At 72.0% G+C, this 17,191-nt stretch carries 14 protein-coding genes; 8 read left to right on the forward strand and 6 right to left on the reverse strand.

Annotated elements, in window-relative coordinates:
• Positions 1-241: 241 nt before the first annotated feature.
• Both galK and JHE00_RS28815 read right to left on the reverse strand, forming a co-directional pair.
• Positions 242-1,414, reverse strand: a complete 1,173-nt coding sequence (galK, locus tag JHE00_RS28810) for a galactokinase (RefSeq protein WP_200324192.1) — start codon at positions 1,412-1,414, stop codon at positions 242-244.
• The gene (locus tag JHE00_RS28815; RefSeq protein WP_200324194.1) at positions 1,411-2,109 is read right to left on the reverse strand and encodes an iron-dependent transcriptional repressor DtxR; all 699 of its coding nucleotides are present in this window, start codon (positions 2,107-2,109) and stop codon (positions 1,411-1,413) included. The genes galK and JHE00_RS28815 overlap by 4 nt, the downstream gene beginning before the upstream one ends.
• Before the next feature lie 138 nt (positions 2,110-2,247).
• On the opposite strand from JHE00_RS28815, the gene JHE00_RS28820 reads away from it, so the two are divergent.
• From JHE00_RS28820 to JHE00_RS28830, 3 genes are all read left to right on the forward strand, one after another.
• Positions 2,248-3,105: a sulfurtransferase gene (locus JHE00_RS28820; protein ID WP_200324196.1), complete on the forward strand. Its 858-nt coding sequence runs from the start codon at positions 2,248-2,250 to the stop codon at positions 3,103-3,105.
• Positions 3,106-3,615: 510 nt separating this feature from the next.
• Positions 3,616-4,788: an acetoin utilization protein AcuC gene (locus JHE00_RS28825; RefSeq protein ID WP_200324198.1), complete on the forward strand. Its 1,173-nt coding sequence runs from the start codon at positions 3,616-3,618 to the stop codon at positions 4,786-4,788.
• 6 nt (positions 4,789-4,794) lie between these two features.
• Positions 4,795-7,494, forward strand: coding sequence for a bifunctional acetate--CoA ligase family protein/GNAT family N-acetyltransferase (locus tag JHE00_RS28830; protein ID WP_200324199.1), 2,700 nt, complete (start codon positions 4,795-4,797; stop codon positions 7,492-7,494).
• A 15-nt stretch (positions 7,495-7,509) separates the two neighbouring features.
• On the opposite strand, the gene JHE00_RS28835 is transcribed toward JHE00_RS28830, so the two are convergent.
• The 4 genes from JHE00_RS28835 to JHE00_RS28850 are packed head-to-tail and all read right to left on the reverse strand — an operon-like array spanning position 7,510 to position 12,550.
• Positions 7,510-8,688 (reverse strand): hypothetical protein, encoded by a 1,179-nt coding sequence (locus JHE00_RS28835; protein ID WP_200324201.1) that lies wholly within the window; start codon positions 8,686-8,688, stop codon positions 7,510-7,512.
• A gap of 4 nt (positions 8,689-8,692) precedes the next feature.
• A complete protein-coding gene (locus JHE00_RS28840; RefSeq protein WP_200324203.1) occupies positions 8,693-10,291 on the reverse strand; it encodes a long-chain-fatty-acid--CoA ligase in 1,599 nt (532 codons plus the stop codon).
• Positions 10,288-11,358 carry an acyl-CoA dehydrogenase family protein gene (locus JHE00_RS28845; RefSeq protein ID WP_200324205.1) on the reverse strand — a complete coding sequence of 357 codons (1,071 nt, stop codon included), beginning with the start codon at positions 11,356-11,358 and terminating at the stop codon, positions 10,288-10,290. The genes JHE00_RS28840 and JHE00_RS28845 overlap by 4 nt, the downstream gene beginning before the upstream one ends.
• Before the next feature lie 10 nt (positions 11,359-11,368).
• Entirely contained in the window at positions 11,369-12,550 is a 1,182-nt protein-coding gene (locus JHE00_RS28850; protein WP_200324207.1) for an acyl-CoA dehydrogenase family protein, read from the reverse strand.
• A 90-nt stretch (positions 12,551-12,640) separates the two neighbouring features.
• Here JHE00_RS28850 and JHE00_RS28855 point away from each other — a divergent pair, with 90 nt between their 5' ends.
• The 5 genes from JHE00_RS28855 to JHE00_RS28875 all read left to right on the forward strand — a co-directional run bounded on the left by JHE00_RS28855 (position 12,641) and on the right by JHE00_RS28875 (position 17,191).
• Entirely contained in the window at positions 12,641-12,832 is a 192-nt protein-coding gene (locus JHE00_RS28855) for a ferredoxin (RefSeq protein ID WP_200324210.1), read from the forward strand.
• A 94-nt stretch (positions 12,833-12,926) separates the two neighbouring features.
• Positions 12,927-14,015 (forward strand): Zn-dependent alcohol dehydrogenase, encoded by a 1,089-nt coding sequence (locus JHE00_RS28860; protein ID WP_200324212.1) that lies wholly within the window; start codon positions 12,927-12,929, stop codon positions 14,013-14,015.
• Positions 14,012-14,905: a 3-oxoacyl-ACP reductase gene (locus JHE00_RS28865; RefSeq protein WP_200324214.1), complete on the forward strand. Its 894-nt coding sequence runs from the start codon at positions 14,012-14,014 to the stop codon at positions 14,903-14,905. The genes JHE00_RS28860 and JHE00_RS28865 overlap by 4 nt, the downstream gene beginning before the upstream one ends.
• Positions 14,906-14,913: 8 nt before the next feature.
• Positions 14,914-16,422 (forward strand): aldehyde dehydrogenase family protein, encoded by a 1,509-nt coding sequence (locus JHE00_RS28870; protein ID WP_200324216.1) that lies wholly within the window; start codon positions 14,914-14,916, stop codon positions 16,420-16,422.
• A gap of 7 nt (positions 16,423-16,429) precedes the next feature.
• Positions 16,430-17,191: a glucose 1-dehydrogenase gene (locus tag JHE00_RS28875; RefSeq protein ID WP_200324218.1), complete on the forward strand. Its 762-nt coding sequence runs from the start codon at positions 16,430-16,432 to the stop codon at positions 17,189-17,191.

Consider the following 17,191-nt stretch of genomic DNA (forward strand, 5'->3'; position numbering starts at 1 on the left):
GCCTTCCTCGTTGGAACGACAAGATCGGGGGTTATCGGCAACGACACGAATACGCGGTCCGAGCCGGACTGGGCAGCCGCTGAGATGCCGCTGTGCCCGGCGGGTGCGTGCCCGACGCGTCGCCATGCCGGCGCTCACGAACCCGGTTCCGGGCGGCTCCCACGATGGTGGCACGCACCTCGTGCGGCCGTTGGGCGCCGGCAAGGAGCACAGTGTGCCCCAGCCGGCGGCCCGGTGTGGATCAGGGTCGTTCCTGGCCCGCTCCCGCGGAGGGAACCGCGGTGAACAGGCGCGGCTTGCGGTAGTCCGCCTGCTCGAACGCCGCGTTGACGGCGTCCTCGACGGCCTGCTGGTCGCTCTCGCGCACCAGGGCGATGGCCGAGCCGCCGAAGCCACCACCGGTCATCCGGGCGCCCAGCGCCCCGGCCTCGCGCGCTACGTCGACGGCGAGGTCGAGCTCCGGGCACGAGATGCGGTAGTCGTCGCGCATGCTGACGTGCGAGGCGTCGAGCACGGGGCCGATCTCGGCCATCCTGCCCGCTCGCAGGAGCCGCGTGGCCTCGAGAACGCGGTCGTTCTCGGTGACGATGTGGCGCACCAGCGGAGCCAGGTCCTCGGGCAGCGTGTCGAGCGCGGCCTGCAGCCCCGCACCGTCGACGTCCCGCAGCGCAGCGACGCCGAGCAGCTCCGTGGCGCGTTCGGTGCCGCGCCTGCGCTCGCCGTAGCCGGACTCGCCGTGGGCGTGCTTGACGCGGGTGTCGATGACGAGCACGCGCAACCCGGCGCCCTCGGCGTCGAACGGCACCTGCTCGATCTCGCCGGAGCGCACGTCGAGGAACAGCACGTGGCCCTCGACGCAGCACATCGACGCGGTCTGGTCGAGCACGCCCGTGGGCACGCCGACGAACTCGTTCTCGGCGCGCTGCGCCCACTTGGCGATCTCGGCCCGGCGGGCCTGATCCGGCTCGTCGTGGCCGGCGAGGCCGAGCAACGCGAGCGCTGCCGCGCACTCGATCGCGGCCGAGGACGACAGGCCCGCGCCCGTGGGCACGTCGCCCGCGATCACGATGTCGGCTCCGCCGTCGATGCCGTGTTCGCGCAGCACCCACGCCACACCGGCCGGGTAGGCGGCCCAGCCGTCGGGCTCGCCGGGCCGCAGGTCCGGGATCCGCGAGGCCTCGGCCTCCTGGATGCGGCCGTCCGAGCCCAGCGTCGCCAGCGTCAGCACCTTGTCGTCGCGAGGGGACGCCGCGGCGGCGAGGCGGTGGGGCAGCGCGAACGGCAGCACGAAGCCGTCGTTGTAGTCGGTGTGCTCTCCGATCAGGTTCACGCGGCCCGGGGCCGACCACACCCCACGCGGCTCGGAGCCGTGCACGGTGCGGAAGGCGCCTGCCGCGGCGTCGGCAGAGGTCACCGGGCCTGCGCCAGCACGGCGTGCAGAACGGAGGTGGGCACCTGGGCCGAGCGGGTGTCGTCGGACACCTCGACCGTCGAACCCCCGCCGTTGATCCTGCCGACCCGCACGGTCTTGCCCGGCATGATGCCGACGGCCTTCAGCTCGGTCATCAGCGTCTCGTCGAGCTGCACGTGCTCGGCGATGCGCCGGATCTCCACCTTGCCGCCGCCCGAGCGGGCCACGTCGTCGAGCCGCACCAGGTCCGACTCGGCAGGCGGTGCGGGCTCACCACCCTGGCCCAGCTTGTCGAGGCCGGGGATGGGGTTGCCGTACGGCGACGTCGTCGGGTGGTCGAGCAGCGTCACGAGCTTGCGCTCGACGGCCTCGCTCATGACGTGTTCCCAGCGGCACGCCTCGGTGTGCACGTGCTCCCACTCCAGGCCGATCACGTCCACGAGCAGCCGCTCGGCGAGGCGGTGCTTGCGCATCACGGCGATGGCCAGCTCCCTGCCGTGGTCGGTCAGCTGGAGATGCCGGTCGTCGGCGACCACCACCAGCCCGTCGCGTTCCATTCGTGCCACCGTCTGGCTCACAGTGGGGCCGCTCTGCTGCAACCGCTCCGCGATCCGCGCGCGCAGCGGCACGACACCCTCTTCCTCGAGCTCGTAGATGGTGCGCAAGTACATCTCGGTGGTGTCGATGAGATCGTTCACGCCTGTCCCCTTTGTTCGCCATGCTCATGGTAGTCGTTGGGCCTGACGGTTACGGCAGGCGATCGGATAACGACTGCCAGCTGGACCGAAGGCCGCCCACGCTGCGTGAACGACGCGGCCCGGAGGAGGATCGAGCGTATGCGTCCCGTCATCGCGACCGCCGAACTCGCCGCACTGCTCGAGGCAGATCCTCGGGATCGGCCCACCGTTCTCGACGTGCGGTGGCGGCTGACCGGTCCGCCGGCGTCCGACTCCTATCGTGCCGGACACCTGCCGGGCGCCGTGTTCGTCGACGTGGATTCGGAGCTGTCCTCGCCACCCGGACCCGGCGGACGGCACCCGCTGCCGGACCCTGCCGCGCTGCAGCGCGTTCTGCGCGCCGCCGGCGTGCGCGAGAGTCACCCGGTAGTGGCCTACGACGACGGTGACTCGTCGGTCGCCGCGCGGGCCTGGTGGCTGCTGCGCTGGGCGGGCCACGCCGAGGTCGCCGTGCTCGACGGCGGGTTCGCGGCCTGGGAGGCCGAGGGCAGGCCGGTCACCACCGAGGTGCCCGAGCTCGCGGAGGGCGCGGAGGGCGACGTCGAGGTGCGCCCCGGTGGGCTGCCGGTGCTGGACGCCGACGCCGCGGCGGCGCTGGCCAGGAACGGTGTGCTCCTCGACGCCAGGGCCCCGCAGCGCTACACCGGCGAGACGGAGCCGGTTGACCCGCGCGGAGGGCACATCCCCGGAGCCCGCAACGCGCCGTTCTCCTCGCACGTCGCCCCCGACGGGCGCTGGCGCTCGCCGGAGGAGCTCGCGCGGCACTTCGCCGCGCTCGGCGTCGCCGGGGACGTGCCGGTGGGTGCCTACTGCGGCTCCGGCATCACGGCCAGTTCGGTGGTGCTGGCCCTGGAGGTCGCGGGCAGGGTCGAGCCCGCCGCGCTCTACGCGGGCTCGTGGTCGAACTGGTCTGCCGATGCGGGACGGCCCGCGGCCACCGGCGGCGAACCCGGCTGACGGCAGCGCTGCTGCCGGGACACCCGCGGGCGCCGCGCCGGTGGAGGATCCGGACCCGGGACCGGCCGCCGCGGGTGGGTGGTGCATGTCGGGCGTCCGGTCCTGTGTGGGGTTCGCACGTCGGTGGACGGGAATGACCTGCATGGTTGCCCGGTGACACCTGATCACTGCGGGTGGGTGGTGCATGTCGGGCGTCCGGTCCTGTGTGGGGTTCGCACGTCGGTGGACGAGAGCGACGCGGCACGGTTGCCCGGTGACACCTGATCACTGCGGGTGGGTGGTGTATCTCGGGCGTCCGGTCCTGCGCGGGGTTCGCACGTGGGCGGACGGGAACGACGCGGCACGGTTGTCCGGCGGCACTTATCACCGCGGTCGGCGACCGGGTGTGCCCGGGCGGGTGACCTCGGGTCGCCAGGTCCCGCCGGTCGCGGCGGCGCCACTCGCCGGTGGCCGCGCACCGGATCACGTCGTCACCCCCTAGGAGGCTCCGCGCGCGGCTACGCTCGTCCCATGTCGCCCTCCGCCGTCGTCTGGGACCCCGCGCTGCTCGGCTACGACCTGGGTGGCGAGCATCCGTTCAACCCGGTCCGCCTGCACCTCACGATCAAGCTCGCGACCGCGCTCGGCGTGCTCGAGGACGTGCCGCTGCTGGTGCCCGAGCCCGCCACCGAGGCCGAGTTGTACCGCGCCCACGCCGCGGAGTACCTCGAGGCGGTGCGGCAGGCGCCCATGACCGGCTGGGACGTCGGGCATGGCCTCGGCACCGACGACAACCCGATCTTCACCGACATGCACGAGTCGGCCTCACTGGTGGTGGGCTCCACGCTGCTCGGCGCCCGAGCCCTCGCCGAGGGAAAGGCGCGACGGGCCGTGAACATCGCGGGCGGGTTGCACCACGCGATGCGGGATCGCGCGGCGGGCTTCTGTGTCTACAACGACCTGTCGGTGGCCATCTCGTGGTTGCTGGACAACGGCTTCGACCGGATCGCCTACGTCGACACCGACGTGCATCACGGCGACGGCGTGCAGGCCGCTTTCTACGGTGACCCGCGCGTGCTCACGATCTCGTTGCACCAGCACCCGTTCACGTTGTTCCCGGGGACGGGCTACTCCAGCGAGGTCGGCGTCGAGGGCGCCGAGGGCACTGCGGTGAACGTCCCGTTGCCGCCGCGCACGAAGGACGCGGGGTGGTTGCGCGCGTTCCACGCCGTGGTGCCGTCGCTGCTCGCCGAGTTCCGCCCGCAGATCCTGGTGAGCCAGTGCGGTGTGGACTCCCACGAGGAGGACCCGCTGGCCGACCTCTCGCTCTCCGTCGACGGGCACCGCACGATCTACCGCACCCTGCGCGAGCTCGCCGACACCCACGCCGACGGCCGGTGGCTCGCCGTCGGAGGCGGCGGTTACCAGCTGATCCGCGTGGTGCCACGCTCGTGGACGCACCTGATCGCGACGGTCCTCGATCGCGACGTCGACCCGGACACGCCGCTGCCACCCGAGTGGTCGGACCTCGTGCGCGAGGCGGCTCCGCGCGCCGAGCTGCCGCTGCGCATGACCGACGGCGGCGACACCGGGTACTCGCCGTGGGGCGATGGCCTCGACGACGCCGTCGACGTCGCGGTCCGCGACACCCGCAGGGCGGTCTTCCCCTTGCACGGCCTGGATCCCGACGATCCGAGGGACTGATCGAGGATGACGAGCGACACCGGCGAGCAGAGCTTCGACCCGTTCGACTTCCCCCGGCAGTGGGAGGCCGACGTCGTGCTCTCCGACGGCGGGACCGTCCACTTGCGACCCGTCGTGCCCGCGGACGCGGACGGGCTCGTGGCGTTGCACGGCAGGTTGTCCGACCGCACCCGCTACCTGCGCTACTTCGGTGCCTACCCGCGCATCCCCGCGCGTGATCTCGAACGGTTCTCCACGGTCGATCACCACAGCAGGGTCGCGTTCGTCGCGCTGCTCGGCGACGACATCGTGGCGGTCGGCAGGTACGAGGGACTGGACGACGACTCGGCCGAGGTCGCGTTCGTGGTGGACGACGCGCACCAGGGCCGTGGCCTCGGCTCGATTCTGCTCGAACACCTGGCCGCGGCGGCGTCAGAGCGCGGGCTGCGCCGGTTCGTGGCCGAGGTGCTGGCGGAGAACTCGGCGATGGTCCGCGTGTTCCGCGACGCCGGCTACCACGTGAGCCGCGCGTTCGAGGAGGGCGTGGTGCACCTGGAGTTCGACATCGATCCCACGGAGGAGTCGCTGGCGGTGGCCAGGGCGCGGGAGCAGGCGGCCGAGGCGCGCAGCGTCCACAACCTGCTGCACCCGCGTTCGGTCGCGGTGATCGGTGCGTCGACAGATCCGACCAAGATCGGCTACGCGGTGCTCACCAACCTGCTCACCGCCGACTTCGCGGGCACGGTGTACCCGGTCAACCCCGAGCACGCGTCCGTGCGCGGGGTGCGGGCGTACAAATCGGTGCTGGAGATCCCCGATCCCGTGGACCTGGCACTGGTGGCGGTGCCTGCCGACCAGGTGGAGTCCGTGCTCGACGGCGCGCTCGCCAAGGGCGTGAAGACGCTGCTGATCGTGTCGTCGGGCTTCGGCGAGTCGGGCCCGCACGGTCAGCACGCCGAGCTGCGGCTGGTGGGCGAGGCCAGGGCGCACGGCATGCGCGTGGTGGGGCCGAACGCGCTGGGCGTGCTCAACACCGATCCGGGCGTCCGCCTCAACGCGACGCTCGCGCCGCGGCTGCCCAAGCGTGGCCGCACCGGCTTCTTCTGCCAGTCCGGCGCGCTGGGCACCGCGATCCTCGCCGACGCCGAGGCGCGCGGGCTCGGCCTGTCGACGTTCGTGTCGGCTGGCAACCGCGCCGACGTCTCCGGCAACGACCTGCTGCAGTATTGGGAGACCGACCCGACGACCGATCTGGTGCTGCTCTACCTGGAGTCGTTCGGCAACCCGCGCAAGTTCGCGCGGCTAGCGCGCAGGCTCGCCCGCAGCAAGCCGATCGTGGCCGTGAAGTCGGGCCGGCACGCGGTGCGCCCGCAGCTGGCCGCCACGTCCACCGAGATCGACGAGTCGAGCGTGCAGGCGTTGTTCGAGCAGGCGGGCGTGGTGCGGGTGGAGTCGCTGGCGCAGCTGTTCGACACCGCGCTGTTGTTCGCGCACCAGCCGCTGCCCTCGGGCTCGCGGATCGCGATCGTCGGCAACTCCAGCGCGATCGGCCTGCTCGCGGCCGACACCGCGCGGGCGCAGGGCCTGCGCCTCGGCATCGAACCGGTGGACATCGGCCCGCAGGCGTCGCCGGAAGAGTTCGCCGCCGCCATGGGGGAGGCGCTGGACTCGCCGGACGTGGACGCGCTCGTGGCCGTGTTCGTGCCGCCGGTGGCGGTGCCGGGCACGGCCTACGCGCGAGCGCTGCGCGAGACGGTGTCGGCGCGCCGCGGCGACCAGGAGAAGCCGATCGTCTCGACGTTCCTCGCCGCCGAGGGTGTTCCCGCCGAGCTGGCCGTGCCCGGCGTCGACGGCGCGCCGTCGGCCGGGTCGATCCCGAGCTACCCGAGCCCGGAGCGCGCGGTGAACGCCCTCGCCAGGGCCGTGCGCTATGCCGCGTGGCGGCAGCGCCCGCAGGGCACGATCGTGCGGCCCGCCGACATGCACCCCGAACAGGCGCAGGGTCTCGTGCACGAACTGCTCGCGGAGGACCACAACAAGGTGCTCACCGACGACGAGGTGATGCGGCTGCTGGCGTGCTACGGCATCGAGGTGGTGCCGTTCCGGCTCGTCTCCAGCGCCGACGACGCCGTGGCCGCCGCGGCGGAGCTGGGGTATCCGGTGACGCTCAAGGCGTTCGACGACCGGTTGCGGGGCAGGCCCGACTTCGCGGGCGTGCGGCTGGACCTGACGTCGGAGGACTCGGTGCGCGTCGGTTACCAGAGCCTGGGCGAGGTCTCCGACTCCGATGTGGTGTACGTGCAGCGCATGGCGCCGAAGGGGGTGTCGTGCGTGATCGGGCTGCAGGACGACCCCTCGTTCGGCACGCTCGTGTCGTTCGGGCTCTCCGGCGTGGTGAGCACGCTGCTCGGCGACCAGGCGTTTCGCGCCGTGCCGCTGACCGACGTCGACGCGGCCACGGTGGTGCGCGAGCCGAGGACGGCCCCGCTGCTCACCGGTTATCGCGGCGACGAACCGGCCGACCTGGCCGCGTTGCAGGATCTGGTGCTGCGGGTGGCCGCGCTGGCCGAGGACAACCCCGAGGTGCGCCAGCTGAGCCTCGACCCGATCCTCGCCTCGCCCGACGGCGCGTTCGTGACCAACGCGAGCGTGGTGCTGGGCCCGCCACCGTCGCGGCCGGACTCGGGGCCGCGACGGCTGCGCCAGATCAACGCGCTCGACGACTGAGCCGACTGAGCCGCCTCAGAACGCGGCCGGGTCCATCGCGTAGACGAAGCGGGTGCCGGGGTACTCGGTCAGCCCCCACAGTTGCTGGTCCGGCCCGCGGTAGGACAGGTCCTCGGGACCGATCGGCTGGGCGCTCGAATGCTTGGTGGGGCCCGAGTCCGCCGTGAACGTGTGCACCGAGCCCCTGCTGCCCGAGCCCGCGCTGGCCGACACCAGGAACTCGCCGTCGATCGCGGTCGCGCCCTGCATGCTGGGGATGTCGGTGCGGTAGGCCTCGGTGGCGTGGGTGTAGCCGTCGTCGGACTCGGCGAACTTGCGGTCGGTGTCATCGATCGGGAAGCGGACCACTCGCGAGCCGGTGCCGTCGGCGTTGTACTCCGGCACGACCACGCTGTCGGGACTGGTGGTGCGATCCAGCGAGGCGGCCGAGTAGCGCAGCCGCGCGACGTCGTTGGTGGTGGACGCGGTGAACTTCTGGGCCTGCGGCAGGGCGTAGGCGTAGTTGAAGGCGTGGTAGGAACCGTCGGACTGGCGGCCGATCTTCGCCTCGTCGCCGGTGCTCACCTTCCACAGGTGCCGCAGGTCGAAGGCGCGGAAGCCGCCCCACGTGTCGGCCGAGTAGAGGTAGTGGCCGTAGGTGAAGATGCCGCCCGCGTGGATCGTCACCGGGCGGAAGTCCGGTTGCCCTGCCGAGTTGGTGTAGGGCTCCACCAGCAGCACGTGCCGGTACTCCGGCGCGGACGGGTTCTCGTAGTCCACAAAGGAGATCCGGGCGCCCTTGTCGGTGCCGGAGCCGTTGTAGTACCAGCTGACGAACACCGCGGTGCGGCCCTCGTAGGTGCCGCTGTCGTAGGCGTCGGCGGTGGTGCTGATGCCCTGCGGGTACCAGTCGGGCGTGCTGTTGTCGCCCGACTGCCAGCAGAACGCGGCGAGCTGTCCGGTCGCGGCCGGGTCGCAGCCGCTGGTGGTCGCGGCGCGGTTGGCGCTGTCGAGCACGGCGGGTACCGACGCGACGGGAAGTTCGTCGTCGAGCTGGGCGATCACGGGGTTGTACTCGCCCTCGGACAGGCGGAAGTCGTTCGCGGCCAGTGCGGTGGGGGCCGCGCTCGCCGAGGGGGCCGGAGCGCCCACCACGACGAGCACCACGAGCGCGGAGAGAGCGGAGAGAGCGGAGGGTGATCTTCGGCTTCTCATGCGGTCACGGTAGGCCAGAATCGTCCGTTTCGGGGCGTAGTTCGTAAACAGGTGCCACGTCCGAGCGCGACCACACCGGTTCGGAGCAGCGCAGACCCTCCTCGGCCAGCGTGCGTTTCAGGATCTTGAACGTGGCGGTCTTCGGTAGTTGGTTGACGATTCGCACATGGCGGGGTAGCTGCTTCGGCCCGAGATCGGGCTGTGCGGCGAGGAACGCGCCGAAATCGGCCGGGGTGAGTGCGGTTCCTGGCTCGGGCACGAGCGCGGCCGCCACCTCATCACCGACCCGGCCGGGCAGCGCGTAGACGGCGGCCTCCGCGATACCGGGATGGCGCAGCAGCACCCGTTCGATCGGCGCGGTGCCGAGGTTCTCGCCGTCGACACGCAGCCAGTCACCGTGCCGCCCGGCGAAGTAGCAGAAGCCGTGTTCGTCGGCATAGGCGAGATCGCCGGTGTGGTAGCGGCCGTCGCGCACGCGGTGCGCGTCGGCGTCGGGATCGCGGTAGTAGCCGGCGAACCAGCCAGGGCCGCTGGTGTTGACGAGCTCGCCGACGGCCTCGACGGCGTTGAGCAGCCTCCCGTGTTCGTCGAACCGCGCGGGCGGGCACGGTGCGCCGGTGTCGGGGTGCAGCACCTCGACACCGGGCGTGGGTCTGCCGAGCGAGCCCGGTGGAGTGTCCGGGGTGCGAGCGAACCCGACGCCGCCCTCGGTGGAGCCGAAGGCGTCGACCACGTGGCAGCCGAAGCGTTCGGCGAACTCGGCGAGATCGGCCTCTGCACCCTCGTTGCCGTACACGAGTCGCAGCGGGTTGTCGGCGTCGTCGGCTTTCCTCGGGGTCGCGAGGACGTAGGACAGCGGCGTGCCGACGTAGTTCGCGTAGGTCGCCCCGAACCGCCGCACGTCGGGCAGGAAGCCGGACGCGGAGAAGCGGCGCCGCAGCGCGATCGTGGCGCCCGCTGCGAGCCCGACCGACCAGCCGGCCATGATCGCGTTGGAGTGGAACATCGGCATCGCGACGTACACGGTGTCGTGGCCGGACAGTTCGAAGCGCTCGGCGAGCATGCGGCCGGGGAAGGCGATCTTGCCGTGGGTGCAGCGCACGGCCTTCGGGTCGCCACTGGTGCCCGAGGTGTAGATCAGCATCAGCAGGTCGCCGGGCTCCGCGGCGACGGGGTCGAGCTCGGCATCCTCGTGCGCGGCGAGCAGGTCCGTCCACTCGGGACCGTCGAGGTCCAGCACGGGCACTCCCGCGTCCGCCAGGAGCGGGACGAGGTGCGACTCGGCGAGCACGAACTGGCAGTCGGCGAGGTGGACGTCGCGTGCCAGCGCCGGGCCACGGCGGGCCGGGTTGAGCCCGGCCAGCACCGTGCCCGACAGTGCCGCGCCACCGAGCAGGAACGCCAGCGACGGGACGTTGTCCGCGAGCACTCCCGCGTGCGGCGGCGAACCCGGCCGCAGCAGGTCTCGCAGGAGCGCGCCGTGGACTGCGCTGTCGCGCACGTACTCCGCCCACGACCACGTGCGGTCCTCGAAAAGCAGGCCCGCGTGCTCGTCACCGGCGCGGGCGAGCAGCAGCTCGGTGACCGTCGGGACGTCGTTCATGCCAGCAGCGAACCGAGCCGGCGCAGGTGCGCGGTGGCCCCGCCGAACGTGAACTCGTGGCGTTTCGCGGCCACGAAGTAGCGGTGCACCGGGTGGTCGACGTCGATGCCGACGCCGCCGTGGACGTGCACGACGGTGTGGGCGACGCGGTGACCGGCCTCGGCGGCCCAGTACTTGGCCGTGGCCACCTCCTCGGGCGCGTCGGCGCCCTCGTCGCTGCCCTCGCTGAGCTTCCATGCCGCCTGCCACAGCGTCAGGCGCACCGCCTCGACGTCGAGGTGGGCGTCGGCCAGCCGGTGCCGCACGGCCTGGAAGCCGCCGATGGGCTGCCCGAACTGTTTACGCTCGCGGGCGTACTCCGCGGTCAGCTCCAGTGCCCGCTCCAGCACACCGAGCTGCAGCGCGCAGAGCCCGACGGTGCCGCGCGCCCGCAGTCGCGCGGCGGCGTGGCCGGTGAGCACCGTGGCCGGCGCTCCGGAGGTCTCGACGAGCGCGGCGTCGGCGTGGTCGACGGCCTGCTGCGGCGACACGGTGAGCTCGTCGGCGTCGGTGACGGCCACGACGTCGCCCTCCGGCGAGGTGGCCTGGATCAGGAACGCGTCGGCGAACGCGCCGAACGGCACCGCGCTCTGGGCCCCGGAGACACGCCAGCCGGAGCCGTCGCGTTCGGCCGTGAACCCGGTGGGCGTCCCCGTGTCGGGCAGCGCGACCGCGAGCACGCGGTCGCCGCGCAGGGCGGGAACGAGCAGCCGTTCGGTCAGCTCCCCGCCCGACTCGGCGAGCACGGACGCCGCCATCGTGATGGTCGGCAGGTACGGCACGGGCGCGACGGCCCGGCCGAGCTCGCCCAGGATCGAGCACTGCTCCAGCAGCCCGAAGCCACCGCCTCCGACCGAGGACGGCAGCGCGGCGTCGAGTATCCCGGCTCTGGCCAGTGCGGTCCACAGTGCACGGTCGAAGCCGCCCGATCCCGCGGGGCCCAGCGACTCCGGGGTGACGTGGTCGCCTGTGATGCGGCGAGTGAGCGCGGCGAGGTCCTGCTGGGCCTCGGTGAGGGAGAAGTCCACGGTGCTCCTTTCAGCGGGTCACGGGCAGCTGGAGCGCGGTCGCGGCGACGATGTCGCGTTGCACCTCGTTGGTGCCGCCGCCGAAGGTGAGGATCAGCGCTGAGCGGTGCATGCGCTCGACGCGGCCGCGCAGCAGCGCCCCTGGCGAGCCCTCGCGCACGACCGCGCCCGCGCCGAGCACCTCCATCAGCAGCCGGTAGACCTCGGTGGCGAGCTCGGTGCCGAATACCTTGGTGCCCGACGCCTCGGCGGGCCCCAGCTCGCTCTCGGCCGCCGCCCACGCGATCCGCCAGTTGCGCAGCTTGAGGTACTCCGTGTGGGCGTGCACGCGCGCGAGGTGGGTGCGCACCCATTCGGCGTCGAGCACGCGGCTGCCGTCGGCCTGCTTGGTCTCGCGTGCCCAGGCGGTCACCTCGGCCAGCGCCGACGCCAGCGGCGCGGCGGAGGTGAGGGCGACGCGCTCGTGGTTGAGCTGGTTGGTGATCAGCGGCCAGCCCGCGTTCTCCTCGGCGATGCGCGCGCTGACCGGGACGCGGACGTCGTCGTAGTAGGTGGCGCTGGTGCCGGGACCGGCGACCGTGCGCACCTTGGTCCAGGAGAAGCCGTCGGCCGTGGTCGGCACCACGAGCATGCTGAGGCCCTTGTGCCGTCGCGCGTCGGGGTCGGTGCGCGCGGCGAGCCACACGTAGTCGGCGTACTCGATGAGGCTGGTCCACATCTTCTGGCCGTTGATCACGTACTCGTCGCCGTCGCGCACCGCCCTCGTGCGCAGCGACGCCAGATCGGTGCCCGCGCCCGGTTCGGAGTAGCCGATGGCGAAGTGCAGTTCGCCGGCGGCGATCCGCGGCAGGTAGAACGCCTTCTGCTCCTCGGTGCCGAACCGCATGATCGTGGGGCCGACGGTGTTGATGGTCAGGAAGGGCACGGGCACCCCGGCGACGGCCGCCTCGTCGGTGAAGACCAGCTGGTCGAGCATCGAGCGTTCCTGCCCGCCGTAGGCCTTCGGCCAGCCGATGGCGAGCCAGCCGTCCTGGCCCAGCCGGCGCACGATCTCCTTGTACGCCAGTCCATCGCCGTACTCCCCGCCCTCGCCCGACAGGCCGTCGCGGCGCTCGGGGGTCATCAGCTCGGCGAAGTACTCCCGGAGCTCGGCGCGCAGCCGTTCCTGCTCGGATGTGAAACCGATCCGCATCTGATCCTCCCGCTCGCGCGTTGGGCATGGTGCCGGGCTCGCCCGCCGGGCTAGTGTAGAACAGGTTCTAGTTATTTGAGGAGGTCGAGCATGAGGGTCGAGGTCGATCGGGATCTGTGCGAGGCCAACGCGGTGTGCGCGGGCATCGCGCCCGCCGTGTTCGAGCTGGATGACGACGACGAGCTGCACGTGCTCGCGGACGACGTGCCGAACGACGAAGTAGAACTTGTTACTCAAGCGATCTCATCGTGCCCACGAAATGCCCTGATCAAGGGGGACTGATTGAGGCTTGATCTAAACGAGAACAGATTCTAGTCTTTGGCGTGACACGCGGGCCAAGGGCGGTCCGCGGCGATCCTGGCGGGAGGCAGCCGGCGTGAGAGCAGCCGTACTGAACGCGATCGGCGACGAGAAGCTCGAACTGCGCGACGACGTCACGACGGTGGACCCGGGACCGCACGAGGTCCGGCTCCGCGTGCGCGCCTCGGGCATCTGCCACAGCGACCTGTCGGCGATGGACGGCACCCTGCCCGCGCTGGCGCCCGGCATCATCGGCCACGAGGGCGCGGGCGAGGTGCTGCAGGTGGGCGCGGGGGTCGAGCACCTCGCTCCCGGCGACCACGTCACGGTCTCGTTCGTGCCGCCCTGCGGCAGCTGCCCCAGCTGCCTGCGCGGCGAGCCCAACCTGTGCGCGGTGCACGCGATCGCCGCGTTCACCACGCCCCGCTTCAAGCAGGGTGACTCACCGTTGTTCGGCTACGCCGGGCTCGGCACGTTCGCCGAGGAGGTGGTGGTGCCGGCCTCCGGCGCGGTCAAGGTCGACCAGGACGTGCCGTTCGAGACCGCGGCGCTCATCGCGTGCGGTGTGCTCACCGGCGTCGGAGCCGTGCTGAACACCGCGAGGGTCGCGCCGGGATCGACCGTGCTCGTGATCGGCTGTGGTGGCGTCGGCATCTCGGTGCTGCAGGGCGCGCGCATCGCGGGGGCCACGACCATCGTCGCGGTGGACCCGGTGGAGGCCAAGCACGACCTCGCGCGGCGTTTCGGTGCCACCCACGCCACGACACCCGAGGGGCTGGCCGAGCTCAAGGAGTCGCTGACGGGCAACGAGGGCTTCGACTACGGGTTCGACGTGGTGGGGCTGCCCGCCACGATCCGCTCGGCGTGGGACAACGCGCGCCGGGGCGGCTCGGTCGTGATCGTCGGCGCGGGCAAGGCCGACGCGATGGTGCAGTTCAGCGCACAGGAGCTGTTCCTGCACGACAAGAAGATCCTGGGTTCCTTCTACGGTTCCGCCCACGTGCATCGCGACACCGGCAGGATGCTGACGTTCTGGCGTGCCGGGCTGCTCGACCTCGAGGGCATGATCTCGCGCCGCCTCGGCTTCACCGAGATCAACGACGGGCTCGGCGTGCTGCGTGCCGGCACCAGCGACGTGATCCGCCAGGTGGTGACCATCGAGTGAGCGAGCAGAGCCTGCGGGGCAGGACCGCGATCGTCACCGGTGCGGGCGCCGGGCTCGGGCGCGCGGAGGCGCTCGCGCTCGCCGCGGCCGGTGCGGCCGTCGTGGTCAACGACGTCGGAGACGGCGCCGCGCGGACCGTCTCCGACATCGAGGCGGCCGGCGGCAAGGCCCTCGCGGTCACCGGCGACGTCGGTGAGCGCGACACCGCTGACTCGCTGCTCGCGGCCGCGACCGAGCACTTCGGCGGGCTCGACGTGCTCGTCAACAACGCGGGCGTGCTGCGCGACCGGATGCTGTTCTCGATGTCCGACGACGAGTGGGACACCGTGCTGCGCGTCCACCTGCGCGGGCACTTCCTGCTCTCCCGTGGCGCCGCCGCGCACTGGCGGTCCAAGTCCAAAATGGAGGGCGGTCCCGTCTACGGGCGGATCGTCAACACCGCCTCCGAGGCCTTCCTCGTCGGCTCGCCCGGCCAGCCCAACTACGCCGCCGCGAAGGCGGGCATCGCGGCGCTCACCGTGTCCAGCGCGCGGGCGCTGGCCCGCTACGGCGTGCGCGCCAACGCCATCTGTCCCCGGGCGCGCACGGCGATGACCGCGGAGGTCTTCGGCGACGCGCCCGACGGCGGCATCGACCCGCTGTCGGTCGAGCACGTCGCCCCGCTGGTGGCCTACCTCGCCTCGCCCTCGGCCTCGGCCGTGAACGGCCAGGTGTTCGTGGTGCACGGGGGAATGGTCGCGCTGCTGACGCCTCCCGCCGTGGAGCGGCGCTTCGACGCGGCGGGAGCCACCTGGACCACCGGCGAGCTCGCCGAGCAGCTCGGCGGCTACTTCGCCGACCGTGACCCCGATCGGATGTTCGCAGCCGACGACGTTCTGTCGCTTCCCTAGGAGATCTGATGACGCTCACCGTCCAGCCGCACCGCGAGTCCGTGGGACTCAAGACCGGCCAGCTCCTGATCGACGGCCGCTGGTGCCCCGCCGAGGGCGGCGCCACCTGGACCCACCATCACCCGGCGACCGGCGAGGAGGTGGGTGAGTTCGCACTCGGCACCGCGGCCGACGTCGACGCCGCCGTCGCCTCGGCGCGAAGGACGTTCGACGCGGGAACCTGGTCGCGTTCGCGGGCGGGGGTGCGGATCGGGTTGCTGCACCGCTACGCCGAACTGCTGCGCGCGCACGCTGACGAGCTGCGCTCCCTGCAGGCGCTGGACAATTCCGTGCCGCTGTCGTTCGGCGGCATCTACGCGACCTCGGTGGGCGCGGCGGCCGATGTGTTCGACCACCACGCCGGGTGGGTCGACAAGCTCGGCGGCCAGACGCTGCCGCCGTACCAGGGCGGCGACCACCTGGCGATGACCTTCCGCGAGCCGATCGGCGTGGTGGCGGCGATCCTGCCGTGGAACGCGCCGTTCCTGCTGTTCGCGCAGAAGCTCGCTCCCGCACTGGCCGCGGGCTGCACCGTGGTGCTCAAGCCTTCGGAGTACTGCACGTTCTCCGTGCTGCGCATGGTCGAGCTGCTCATCGAGGCGGGTCTGCCCGACGGCGTGGTCAACGTCGTGACGGGCACCGGCGAGCAGGTGGGCGAGGCGCTGATCAACCACGCCGACGTCGACAAGGTGAGCTTCACCGGCAGCCGCGACGTCGGCAAGCACATCGTGCGGTCCTCGGCGACCACGCTCAAGCGGGTCTCGCTCGAGCTCGGCGGCAAGAGCCCCGCCGTGGTGTTCGCCGACGCGCCCAACGTCGGCGTCGCCGCCGCGACCGTGGTCGGTGCCGTGACGATGGGCCTGTCCGGGCAGGCGTGCGTGGCCAACACGCGGGCACTCGTGCACCGCGACGTCTACGACGAGTTCCTCGGCGCCGCGCAGGGCATGGCCGCCGCGGTGACCTACGGCGACCCGTTCGACCCCACAGTGATCTCGGCGCCGCTCATCAACGGACGCCAGCTGGAGCGCGTGCTGGGCTACATCGAGCAGGGCAAGTCCGAGGGCAGGCTCGTCACCGGAGGCGAGCGGCTCGGCGGCGACCTGGCTGGCGGCAACTTCGTCGCGCCGACGATCTTCGCCGACGTGGCCAACTCGGCGACCATCGCACAGGAGGAGATCTTCGGCCCGGTGCTGGCCGTGGTGCCCTTCGACGACGAGGACGAGGCCATCGCGCTGGCCAACGACACCGAGTACGGGCTGGGCGCCGGGTTGTTCACCGCCGACGTGCAGCGCGCCTTCCGCGTCACGCGCGCGCTGCGGGCGGGCACCGTGGGCGTCAACGGCTTCCAGATCGAGCCGCACCTGCCCTTCGGCGGGTTCAAGCAGTCGGGCCTCGGCCGCGAGGGCGGGCAGTCCGCTATCGAGGCCTACACCGAGCTGAAGTCGGTGTTCCTGCCGCTGACCGACGAGATGATGTGACCTGGGCATGGGCAGGTTAGCGGGCAAAGTCGCCCTGATCACCGGCGCCGCGCGCGGCCAGGGTGCCGCCGCGGCGCGCCGGTTCGTCGCCGAGGGCGCGCGGGTGCTGATCGCCGACGTCAACGACGCCGAGGGCAAGGCGCTGGCCGACGAGCTGGGCCCGTCGGCCGCCTACGCGCACCTCGACGTGGCCGAGGAGGACGACTGGTCACGCGTCGTGGAGCGCACTGTCGCCGAGTTCGGCTCGCTGACGGTGCTGGTGAACAACGCGGGCGTCCTGCACATCTCGCCGCTGGAACAGACCGCGCTCGCCGACTACGAGCGGGTCGTGCGGATCAATCAGTTCGGGGCGTTTCTCGGCATGCGCTCGGTCGTTGAACCGATGTCGGCCGCCGGTGGTGGTTCGATCGTCAACGTGTCCTCTGTGGAGGGACTCGCGGGTATGCCGTTTCTGGTCGCCTACACGGCGAGTAAGTTCGCGATCCGCGGCATGACCAAGGTCGCCGCGCTGGAACTCGGTGAGCGCGGGATCAGGGTCAACAGCCTGCACCCCGGCATGATCGACACCCAGATGGTGAGCGACGCGGCGGGAGGAGTCGACGTGGACTTCTCCCGCGCGGGCCGCAGGCTCGCACTGGGCAGGGCCGGGCAACCGGACGAGGTCGCCGCGCTGGCCCTGTTCCTGGCGAGCGACGAGAGCTCGTACTGCACGGGCAGCGAGTTCGTGGCGGACGGGGGCGCCACGGCCACCCACGCGTTGAAACTGTGA

Origin of the sequence: Prauserella cavernicola (genome assembly GCF_016595675.1) — a bacterium.
In the GTDB taxonomy this organism is placed as follows: Bacteria; Actinomycetota; Actinomycetes; order Mycobacteriales; family Pseudonocardiaceae; genus Prauserella_A; species Prauserella_A cavernicola.